Raw genomic sequence first — 11,630 nt, 5'->3', positions numbered from 1 at the left:
GTGGGGCTATTTGATGAAGAAGCAGGAATTTTTAGACCAATTTATCGCAACCGCAGTAGGGCAGTCTATTCTCGGACAGGCTCCTAGAAAGTTTGATTGGTATAAATTCAGCATGCCTCTGTACGGGGCAGTTCGTTTATTTCATCTTCAATAATAAGCTGTCTATTTTGTGCTGAGCCAGAACCTGCTGAGCGCTGTAGAGATCATCCCGGGTATTGAAAGGTCCTAGCTGCACGCGATGCCAGAACTCATTATTGCCCACAGTAACCTTTTCAACCCGCGGGCTAAGCCCCCATATCAGGAGCTGTGCCTTAAGCCTGTCAGCATCTTTAACGCTGCGAAATGAGCCGGCCTGAATCAGATAACGGTCAGACAGTGTTTGATCAGTGTATTCAGGCGCGGCAGCTTCAGATGTGTTTTTTGCCTTTTCAACAGGCACTTTTATCGTCTCACCGGAGCCTGCGAGGGTTACCTCTGATTCTGGCAACAGGGTGTAGAAATCAAAAACCGGGGCTGGCTGTTCACTTGTGCTACCTTCTGCCATGGTTTCAGGAGGCGGTGATTCCTTCCTCGCGTTAATGCCCAACATACCCGCTATGATTACTCCCCCAAGCAATCCGGTTAACAGCCATGCCCAAGCGGGTACATGGGCTAGCGGTGAGGTTGACTGGGGCTGTTTCGCCTTGCTGGCACCCCGCTGTGAAGTTGGACGTACGCTCATGGTTGTTGGAGAATCCTGAATCCCATTAACAGTAACTTTACCCGTTTCTTGAGGGTTCTGCGCTTTTTCAATAGCATACTCGCTATAAGAATCCCGTTACCGGCCCCTTTCTTCCGTTTTTCTCGCCAAGAAACAAGCCGGTGACGCCTTTGTTCTGATACCATAACACATAGATGACAACACGTTCACGTAACTGAAAGCGGCCAGCCACGGCCAACGTGACACGATAGCCAGGAGCCTGTCGGAATTAAGGCAATTTCGGCCTGAAATCCAGAAAGAGCGGTCATATTTTCCGATGAACTTGCTTAAATAGGTCAACTATTCGCACAAATCCATCGAAAAATCTGACTCGCTCTACTGAATTTCATGCTCGAAAGCTTAAGCCCGACAGGCTCCTAGCGAGTTTGACCGTAAGGACTCATTCATGAATATTCTCAAGCTGCTTGAAGATCATGTGATTAAAGCGCTGATTGCAGCCGGTGTCCCAGCCGACACCCCTCCTATGGTACGTGCCGGTGCCCGTACCAACTTTGGTGATTACCAATGTAATGCGGTGATGGCCGCCGCTAAAAAAATGGGTACCAATCCCAGGGAACTGGCTCAGACAGTGCTCGAACACCTTGATCTGGGCACTATCGCTGAAAAAACAGAGATTGCCGGCCCCGGTTTTATCAATATCCACCTGTCTCCCACATGGCTGGCAAAAAGTCTGAATAACTGCATTGCCGACGAGCGCGCGGGTGTTGTCAAAGCGGAACCGCAAACTATCGTAGTGGATTATTCCGCACCGAATGTAGCAAAAGAAATGCATGTAGGGCACTTGCGCTCGACCATTATAGGTGATGCATCTGTGCGAACGCTGGAGTTTCTGGGCCATAAAGTGATTCGCCAAAATCACCTCGGTGACTGGGGAACGCAGTTTGGTATGCTCATTGCCCACCTTGAAGAGTTAGAAAAAAATAATCATGAAGCGTTAGGACTCGAGCTTGCTGACCTTGAAACCTTCTACCGGGAAGCCAAAAAGCGCTTTGATGATGACAGCGACTTTGCTGAAAAAGCACGCAACTATGTCGTTGATCTTCAAAGTGGCAATAACCACTGTCTGAAGCTGTGGAAAAAGCTGGTTGATGTGACCCTGGCACACAATCAGGAAAACTACGACCGTCTCAATGTATCTCTGACACCCGCTGATGTCATGGGTGAAAGTGCTTATAATGACAGCCTGCCGACAATCATCAGGGCATTGGGAAATAAAGGTCTGCTGACCGAAGACCAAGGCGCTCAGGTGGTGTTTTTGAATGAATTCAAAAACAAACAAGGGGAACCCATGGGGGTGATTGTCCGTAAGTCCGACGGTGGCTTTTTGTACACAACCACTGACCTGGCGGCTATTCGCCATCGTTGCCACACATTGAATGCTGACCGGGTGTTGTATTATGTTGATGCCCGCCAGGGACAACATTTTGAGCAGATTTACGCCATTGCCAAAAAAGCCGGTTTTTCCACCGACCATGCGTCTTTGGAACACCATGCCCTGGGCATGATGCTGGGGAAAGATGGCAAACCTTTCAGGACGCGCGCTGGAGGTACCATCAAACTGGCTGACCTGCTCGACGAGGCTGAAGAGCGGGCTGCTGTGGTCATTGCCACCAAATCCGCCGATCTCGACGAAGAACAGAAAGTACAGGTTATCAAAGCCATTGCCATGGGTTCGGTAAAGTATGCCGACCTGTCGAAAAACCGCACCAGTGATTACGTCTTCGATTGGGATAATATGCTGTCGTTTGAAGGTAACACGGCACCTTACATCTTGTATGCTTATACCCGCGTGAAAAGCATTTTCCGCAAAGCTGGCGTAACAGAGCGCGACCTCAAAGGTACGATTACCCTTACAGAAGTCACTGAGCGTGAATTAGCGTTGAAGCTGAACCAGTTCAGCGAAGTGCTTGAGTCCTGCGCTAAAGAGGGCATGCCTCATCAACTCTGCGCATACCTTTATGACGTTTCCGCTACCTTTATGAAGTTCTATGAAGTATGCCCGGTGAACAAGGAGGGGGTTGCTGATGAGGTGCGAATCAGCCGCTTGCTCATGTGCGCGCTGACAGCCCGTATCCTTAACCTGGGGCTGGGGTTGCTGGGCATCAACACCGTTGAAAAAATGTAACCTCAAACAGATAATGCCCCTGCATTTGGGGCTTTTTTCTGTGTTACCTCTTCCCCCTGCGTTGAACTGAATTCAGGTTAACTGAAATCAGCCCCTTTGAGCCGTTATATATCTTTGTTCACCAGCCGTTATCATTCAGCCTGAGAGATTATTGAAAGAGACACCATGTCATCAGAGAGCTTCGAAAACCGTTTTGGGGGAACCCGCCGTTTGTACGGCCATCAAGCCGTAAATACCCTTTTCCAGGCTCATATTTGTGTGATTGGCATAGGCGGCGTCGGGTCATGGGCCGCCGAAGCGCTGGCACGGACGGCGGTGGGTACAATAACCCTTATTGATTTGGACGACATCTGTGTCACCAACACTAATCGTCAGTTGCATGCAACCAGGGACACCATCGGGCAATCGAAAGTTGCGGTCATGGCTCAACGGATAAGCGCCATCAATCCAGAGTGTCGGGTGCTGGTAATAGACGACTTTATTTCCCCCGAGACTATGGGGGAGCTTATCACACCGGCTTTTGACTATGTGATCGACGCCATTGATAACTTTCGGGTCAAGGCTGCGCTAATCGCCCACTGTAAATACAACAAAATTAAAATCATCACCACCGGTGGTGCTGGTGGGCAGATGGACCCCACCCAAATACAAATAACTGACTTGACCAAAACCTGGCACGATCCGCTGGCTCGTAAGGTTCGCAATCAGCTAAGAGACCAGCATGGGTTTAATAAAAACACTAAACGCAAATTCGGTGTGGACTGTGTCTTCTCAACGGAGCAGGCCGTTTACCCACACCCTGATGGCAGTATTTGTCAGCAAAAACCCGCAACCGGAGGCTCCATGGCGATGGACTGTGCCAGTGGGTTTGGGGCCAGTACAATGGTGACGGCCACCTTTGGTTTTGTGGCCGCGGCCAGGGTGGTTAAAAAGCTGACACAATAGCCTGAAAGCTGTTTGTGAGAAGGGCGGCCTCCATGGCAGTTAGAGGCCGTCTTAAAAGGTTGCAACCACCAATATAAGGGGGCTAAAAAGTCCCTTGCGCTTGTTCAACGGAATCTGAGGCTGCCTCTCGGTTACTCTCAAACGGTACCCATTTGGGTAAGGTAACGAACATCATTTTGCCTTCCAGTAAATCGGTAGTTTCCACCTGGAAGTTTTTCGTACCTTCAGCGCCTTCAGACGAAATAACGGGTGTGCATTTATAAGACTTTCTTGTTTTTTCATCCATACAAAATACTGTCTGTTTGTCAGGGTTTATTGCTTCACGTAAAACAAATGTCCCCATTGTTCGCTTAAACGAGCCTAAGTGCAGTTTAGTGGCAAATTCCTGAAGCAAGTAGACGTATTCGTGCTCCATTCTTTTGCTGGCATATTTACCATATGCCGCGCCTATGGGGTCATATTGAGTATAATCTGCCTTCCCTTGAGTCAGGAATGTATCAATAATACAGATAGATTCAGCGCTACTTACATCTATCCTAAAACCCAACCTGAATTTACCCATGAGCTTATAGTAGTCTTTTGGAATGGCGATATAATCATAATAATAAACTCTTTTGAATATAACGAGAGCGCCATCAAATAATTCATATTCTTCCCCATTGTCTGCAATAGCAAAAGCTTCCACTATGATTCTATTGTTTCTTGCTGGTTTTTTATAATAAATACCAAATAGCAAGAGATCGTGATTATCTTCAGAGTCAGGATCAATAACGTTATAATTTATCAGCTTTAACCATCTGTCAGTAAAATCATCACTGTTCCAGCTAATTTTGCTGTACGCAGGACCTGTTTTTGACTGCTTAAACTCTACAGTAAATTTAGCCTTATCCGGCACGTACCAACCAAGAGGTAATCCATCTGAGAATATAGACTCATTTCCCTCCTTTACACACTTATCAGATACTGTTGAGTCAAATGTTACTGGCTTATCAGCAGGGTTTATAAGGAATAATTTTGGATTATCTAATAAGTTCGCGGTAAAATCCTCCGGTTCAGTAATAGCTATTGTTCCATCTGCAAGTTTCTCAAAAAACGCTTTCCCTTCAGCGCCTTCAGCGCTTTCAGCTCTTTTAAAAACAGGCTCTTCTCTCCCTCCTTTGTATTTCTCACCATTTTCCACAGGCCGGTTGTGTGATAGTGTTTTTTCAACAAGTTTTCTATCAGGTGGCATGTTTGTTTGTTTTTCCAGATAGTCAGATGTACACAATAACTCATCGCCAATAGGCTTTGCATTCAGTTTCATTGCTACTGTTTTATCTCCACCAAGCTTGAGGCTCTTACTATGACTACCTTTAGTTTCTTTGGCTTGTGTTCCTGGATTTTGTTTTTTTTGGTCAGCACAGTGTTTTATTTTACTTCTACACTCATTCCATAACTTTTCCGCAACCTTGGGTTCAATAACATCAGGTTTATCATCAGCAAATCTCACGTTCTTTTTTATTGGACCGCGACTGCCTTCGGCGGAGAGTTGTTCATCATTGGAAGACATTTTACTTAAGGATAATATGCTTTTTGTTGTTTGGTCACTATTACTTGTTATTGTTTGATCGCTATCACTTGTTATTGTTTGAGGGTTAGTGTCTTTGGTGGGGTCTTCTTCAAAACCAGCAGTGGTAGTGGTTTTATCAGAAGAGAATGTCATGTTTTTTGTTCTTCTTTTTAAAGGCGCAAACCTTAGAAAACAACTCGCAGGTTTTTTTGCTTTGGCAGAATCTTTTACTGCCCAAACAACCCCTGCTTCCCCGGGATAGGTCACAATGGAAAGCACACTGAAACTAGCAAAGCCGACGAATAGAGATAATAATTTAGTTAGAATAATCTGACGTAAAGAAGGGCTGGCTAATAAAAAAAAACAGGATGAGTCTACGGATAATTTCATAAAATAACCTTCTGAAAAAGTCATGTGACTTTCAATAAATTACAAGAAAGTAAAATAACAACTACGTGTAGTTTTTTCATAAAAACATACCTGTATCATGCAATCATAAAAATTGATGAAGATATAACATAGGTTATGTATAGCGGAGTTTAAAGAAATGGCAACTATATAAAACTAACCAAGGCTAACAAAAGAATAAAACCACCCGCAGCAATAGCTACCGGTGGTCATTTTAAACAACACTATTCGCTTACCCTTCACCCAATGACAGCAACGTAGCGTTACCACCAACAGCGGTTGTATTAATAGTGCGAGTACGCTCAGTGGCAAAGCGCGGCAGATAGTGGGGACCACCTGCTTTTGGACCCGTACCAGAAAGCCCCAAACCTCCAAATGGCTGGACACCGACAACAGCGCCAATCTGGTTACGGTTGATATAGGTATTGCCCACACGGGCATGGGCTTCGATAAACTGAGCAGTCACTTCATTGCGGGTATGTACGCCGAGGGTTAAACCGTAGCCTGCGCTGTTAATCTGATCAACCACGTTTTTCAGATCAGCCCCCTGGTAACGGATAACATGGAGAACCGGACCGAATTGTTCTTTTTCCAGTACAGAGATATCACTGATTTCAATGGCTGTTGGTGCCACAAAATGACCAACGGAGGTAGCCCCCGGCAAAGCGGTCTGGGCAATTAAAGTCCCCTCTTTGGTCATCCGGGCAATATGCTGCTCCAGAGCGTCTTTGGCATCACCATCAATAACGGGACCCAGATCCGTTTCGTGCAATGTCGGGTCACCGACTTTCAACTCAGCCATTGCACCAGTGAGCAGCGTTATAACACGGTCGGCAATGTCTTCCTGTATAAACAAAATACGCAGAGCAGAGCACCGCTGGCCGGCACTGGCAAAGGCAGACTGTACGACATCGGTTACCACCTGCTCGGGCAGTGCTGTGGAGTCAACAATCATGGCATTCTGGCCGCCGGTTTCAGCAATCAGTGGCGCAATGGCACCACCACGCTGCGCCAGTAACAGGTTAATCACATGGGCTGTTTCTGTAGAACCGGTAAAGGCAACACCGGCAATACGGTGATCTTTCAATAGACGGCCACCAATGGCTGCTCCCTCACCTGGCAACAGTTGGCATACGTCTGCCGGAAAACCCGCTTCTTTCATTAATTCAACGGTTCTGGCAGCAATCAGGCTGGTTTGTTCAGCCGGTTTGGCAATAACGGTATTGCCTGCCACCAGAGCAGCAACAATCTGACCAATATAAATCGCCAGGGGAAAGTTCCATGGACTGATACACAGGAAAACACCACGGCCAGTCAAATACAGCTCGTTGGATTCACCCGTAGGTCCCGGCAAAGGTATAGGGCCGGAAAAGCGTTTTCTCCCCTGATTAGCATAATAACGACAGAAATCAACAGCCTCGCGCACCTCATCAATACTGTCGTGAATGGTTTTACCCGCTTCACGGTGACACAGGGCAATCAGCTCAGGACGGTGCTTCTCTAACAAATCCGCAAGTTTTTCCAGACACACCGCTCGTTCTTCAACATCGGTGTTATTCCAGCGTATAAACGCCGAGGAAGCAGACGTCAATGCACGATCAATTTCAGTTTCTGTGGCCCAGTGCATCTTACCCACAACGTCGTGGCTTATGTAAGGGCACAACACATCATGCTGTACACTCGTTTCAACCTGTTGACCATCAATGATGGGGCCTTTATGCCACTGCCTGTGAAGAAACGCTTCAACAGATTGCCTGAACGGCTGCCACTGGGAAGCAATGTCAATATTGATACCGCTGGAGTTTTTGCGCTCGCTGCCAAAAATGTCGGCGGGCAGGGGGATATTTTGATTCGCCAGATGCTCGTGCCCCCTCAAAATATCGGCAGGATGGCGCACCAGATCTGCCGCGGGTATTTTAGCGTCTACCAATCGGTGAACAAATGAAGAGTTCGCGCCATTTTCCAGCAAGCGTCTAACCAGGTAAGGAAGCAAGTCCTTATGACTGCCCACAGGGGCGTATATACGAACTGGGATCACCTCCTGCTCAATGACGGTGTTGTATAACGCATCCCCCATTCCATGAAGGCGCTGGAACTCAAAGTCCCGGTGCTCAGCAACCGACAAGATAGTCGCGACAGTCTCAGCATTATGACTGGCGAACTGAGGCAGCAGGTAACCTTGAGCGCCTTTCCCCAGTAGAAACCTGGCACACACCAGATAAGCCACATCCGTTGACTCTTTTCGCGTATAGACCGGGTAGCCGCTAATGCTTTGCTGCTGGCACAATTTGATTTCACTGTCCCAGTAAGCGCCTTTTACCAGACGAACGGGAATGGTATCACCCTGTTCACGAGCCATAGCCGTCAGCCAGCAAAGTAACGGCAGCGCACGTTTACCATAAGCTTGCACAACCAGTCCAAAACCACCCCAACCTTTGCAGTCTTGATGGTTATAGATTTTTCTGAACAGTTTAAGGGACAGCTCCAGGCGATCTTGCTCTTCGGCGTCAATGGTAATGCCAACGCCTTTGGCACGGGCAATGCGCGCCAACCTCAGCACAGACTCCGTCATTTCACTGAGCACACGATTCTCCTGCGCCACTTCATAACGGGGATGCAGGGCGGACAGTTTAATAGAAATCGTTGGACGTGGTGACTTGGCAGCAGCAAAGTTGTCAGCACCTACAGACTCAATAGCCTGACAGTAAGCAGCATGATACTTCGCTGCATCATCCGCTGTCAGTGCCGCCTCACCGAGCATATCAAAGGAGTAGGTATACCCTTTTTCACGAGGCTTGCGACCATTTTTCAACGCTTCAGTAATGGTACGGCCCAGAACAAAGTGCTTACCCATGATTTTCATCGCCTGGTTAACCGCCTGACGAATCACCGGCTCACCCACTTTATTGACCAGGCGATGGATCACCCCTGAAGCAGAACCGTCCTGATTGTTATCGAAACTCACCACCTTGCCCGTGAGCATTAAACCCCAGGTGGATGCGTTAACAATAATAGAGTCACTTTTGCTCAGGTGAGCTTCCCAGTCTGCTACGCTGAGCTTGTCGCGAATCAGCGCGTCGGCCGTTTCCTTATCAGGAATACGCATCAGCGATTCTGCCAGACACATCAGCAGAATGCCCTCATGGGTATCAAGGCTATATTGCAACAACAGGGAGTCAATAATATGCAGGGCATCGTCACGCTCGCGCACTTGCTCCACTAAACGGGTGGCCCGGCTGGTAATATTGGCTTTGAGCGATGCGGGCAGTGCCGCCTGCTCCAGTAGTTCAGTGAGCCACTGAGACTCATCAATTACATAATGGGGAGAAATCATCTCCCAAAGGGTCTGCTGATCTTGACGGATAAAGTCAGCATCAAAGGCATTTGAGGCTTTGAACATACCGGGTTCCCTATATTGACAGCCATCATCAGACATCCCTCAATGCATTTGTCGGCCAAGCCGTTTAAAAACAATAACAACTATGGGTTCAACGATAGCTGAAAGTATGCGTTTCTTTCGTTACTCAATGTTGTAGCGCGAAGGCTATAATGACTTTTCAGAGTAGGCAAGCATCTGGATCAAGATTTTCCAGTTTATTGCGCTAAGGAGCCTGTCGGACTTAACCCGGATATTTGATAAACATGCTCCTGGCCTTGCTTGCTCCTTGCGGCTCTAAGGGCAGTTTATGAAATATCCGGGTTAAGACAATTTCGGCCTGAAATCCAGAAAGTGCGAGAAAGTGCGAGAAAGTGCGGCCAGAATTTCCGATCAATTTGCTTAAATAGGCCAACTATTCGCGCAAATTGATCGAAAATTCTGACTCGCCCTACTGAATTTTATGCTCGAAAGCATAAGTCAGACAGGCGCCTAAGACAATAAAGTTGCCGATATAATGTCATCAGGTACATAGCTGGCAATGTCCTGGAAGTCTGCATCAAGCCTCTTAATGGCTTTATTCAACCATTGTTAGTGATCGTTCCTCCTGAATTCAGCAGTTGAGCACCGTTTTCCCCATGAGAAATAAAGCTCCTGGCACGTTGAAAGGGATCAACGAGTGAATTCAGATTCATGGTGTATCGAAATGCCTTTTCGGTATCACACCCACTTCAGGTTATGATAAAGCAATGAGTTACGATGGTTTTTTAACAAGCCGATATTCAGCGATGAACAGTTGGCTGTTTAATGAGTAAATCTGGTTTTTCAGGCTTGTTTTCCCAACTAGGAGCCTGACCGAGAATAGCGCCCGTAGCGAGGATTACGAGAAATTGAGGATAAAAATTTCTGCTTCTGAGGATAATAGTGGGGCTATTTGACGAAGAAGCAGGAATTTTTAGACCAATTTATCGCAACCGCAGTAGGGTAGTCTATTCTCGGACAGGCTCCTGGCAGCACAACGTTGAAGACAGCCTCTCAGGGATAGCGAATCTACTATTATGAAAGTGTATCTGGTTGGTGGCGCAGTAAGGGACCGGTTGTTAGGCATCGACAGTAAAGACAGGGACTGGGTGGTGGTAGGCGCAACCCCCGATGCCATGAAGGCTCGGGGGTTTCGCCCCGTAGGTAAGGATTTCCCGGTTTTTTTACACCCCGATACCCAGGAAGAATACGCCCTGGCCCGGACAGAACGAAAATCTGGTCATGGTTACGGCGGCTTTACCTTTTATAGCGCGCCAGATGTGACGTTAGAAGATGATCTGATTCGCCGCGATTTAACCATCAATGCCATGGCGCAAGATAGCGAGGGAAATATTATTGATCCCTACGGTGGGCAGACAGATATCCATAATAGAAAGCTGCGTCACGTATCAGCGTCCTTTGAAGAGGACCCTTTGCGAGTATTGAGAGTGGCGCGCTTTGCGGCACGTTTTTATGATAAGGGATTTACCATCGCTGCTGAAACACGCCGATTAATGAAAAAAGTAGTCGACAGTGGAGAGCCAGGCTACCTGGTTCCTGAGCGTATATGGCAGGAAACGGTCAATGCTTTAAAAGAAAAGACGCCAGACGTTTATTTTAACACGCTCTTTTCCTGTGGCGCGCTGCCTGTTGTATTACCCTTGCTGACTGACTTTCTTACGGATGACAGCCCAGCCTTACCCGCTTTATCTCAGGCAGCAAAGGCTGAAGAAAATACCCGCATTCGATTTGCCACCTTGTTTCCTCCTTCTGCTACTATCAGCTATAAACAGCTATCAGCGTTTTTTAAAAAGAGGTGCTTCCCTAATGCTTTTGCTGAAGTAGCGCTTCTAGTCAACAAGTACCTGTCAGCACTCATTGCCGCGCATCAAGGGATGGAAGCAGAAGCTTTAGTTGATCTGTTTGAGAAAACCGACGCTTTTCGTAAACCGGAACGGTTTATGAGCGCTTTGGCAAGCAGCTACTATTTAGGTATCTCATCAACGGGTATGCTATCAGATAAACGCCCTGTCATTTTCAAGCAACTTGATGCCTGTCGTAAAGTCAGCGCCTATCCATTTATTGATGCGGGCTATACAGGCAAAGATGTTGGCAAGAAGGTAATGCAACAGCGAGTAAACATCGTTAGTCAACTTTTAATTGTTAAGGAATAATATCATACCTATCATACCTATCATACCAATGGCTTTTTCTAAGAAATTGCTCATCATCGAAAAGCAGAACCGATGGAAAAGCTGTCTGTTTTTCGATTACCCAAGAGCATAGTGGCGCCGTGTAACCAGAAAAAGCAGTGTTAAAAGCTTCCTAAGCCACCGACGGCTAGGAACCTGACCGAGAATAGCGCCCGTAGCGAGGATTACGAGAAATTGAGGATAAAAATTTCTGCTTCTGAGGATAATAGTGGGGCTATTTGACGAAGAAGCAG

At 47.1% G+C, this 11,630-nt stretch carries 6 protein-coding genes; 3 read left to right on the top strand and 3 right to left on the bottom strand.

Annotated features, from left to right (window positions below; all coding sequences use genetic code 11):
- Positions 1 to 136: 136 nt before the first annotated feature.
- On the bottom strand, positions 137 to 721 hold the full coding sequence (locus V4C51_RS15415) for an SPOR domain-containing protein (protein WP_330927069.1): 585 nt from the start codon (positions 719 to 721) through the stop codon (positions 137 to 139).
- A 424-nt stretch (positions 722 to 1,145) separates the two neighbouring features.
- On the opposite strand from V4C51_RS15415, the gene argS reads away from it, so the two are divergent.
- Positions 1,146 to 2,885 (top strand): arginine--tRNA ligase, encoded by a 1,740-nt coding sequence (gene argS, locus V4C51_RS15410; protein ID WP_330927068.1) that lies wholly within the window; start codon positions 1,146 to 1,148, stop codon positions 2,883 to 2,885.
- 165 nt (positions 2,886 to 3,050) lie between these two features.
- Entirely contained in the window at positions 3,051 to 3,830 is a 780-nt protein-coding gene (gene tcdA, locus V4C51_RS15405; RefSeq protein ID WP_330927067.1) for a tRNA cyclic N6-threonylcarbamoyladenosine(37) synthase TcdA, read from the top strand.
- Between the two features lie 82 nt (positions 3,831 to 3,912).
- Here the strand turns inward: tcdA and V4C51_RS15400 are convergent, their stop codons facing one another.
- Both V4C51_RS15400 and putA read right to left on the bottom strand, forming a co-directional pair.
- The gene (locus tag V4C51_RS15400; protein WP_330927066.1) at positions 3,913 to 5,793 is read right to left on the bottom strand and encodes a hypothetical protein; all 1,881 of its coding nucleotides are present in this window, start codon (positions 5,791 to 5,793) and stop codon (positions 3,913 to 3,915) included.
- 226 nt (positions 5,794 to 6,019) lie between these two features.
- A complete protein-coding gene (gene putA / locus V4C51_RS15395) occupies positions 6,020 to 9,187 on the bottom strand; it encodes a bifunctional proline dehydrogenase/L-glutamate gamma-semialdehyde dehydrogenase PutA (RefSeq protein ID WP_330927065.1) in 3,168 nt (1,055 codons plus the stop codon).
- 1,034 nt (positions 9,188 to 10,221) lie between these two features.
- Here putA and V4C51_RS15390 point away from each other — a divergent pair.
- On the top strand, positions 10,222 to 11,358 hold the full coding sequence (locus V4C51_RS15390; protein ID WP_330927064.1) for a tRNA nucleotidyltransferase/poly(A) polymerase-related protein: 1,137 nt from the start codon (positions 10,222 to 10,224) through the stop codon (positions 11,356 to 11,358).
- Positions 11,359 to 11,630 lie beyond the last annotated feature (272 nt).

The organism is Candidatus Sororendozoicomonas aggregata (genome assembly GCF_031528575.1).
GTDB lineage: Bacteria > Pseudomonadota > Gammaproteobacteria > Pseudomonadales > Endozoicomonadaceae > Endonucleibacter > Endonucleibacter aggregata.
The sequence above is the reverse complement of the archived record's forward strand: the minus strand, read 5'-3'. Positions and strand labels throughout refer to the sequence as shown.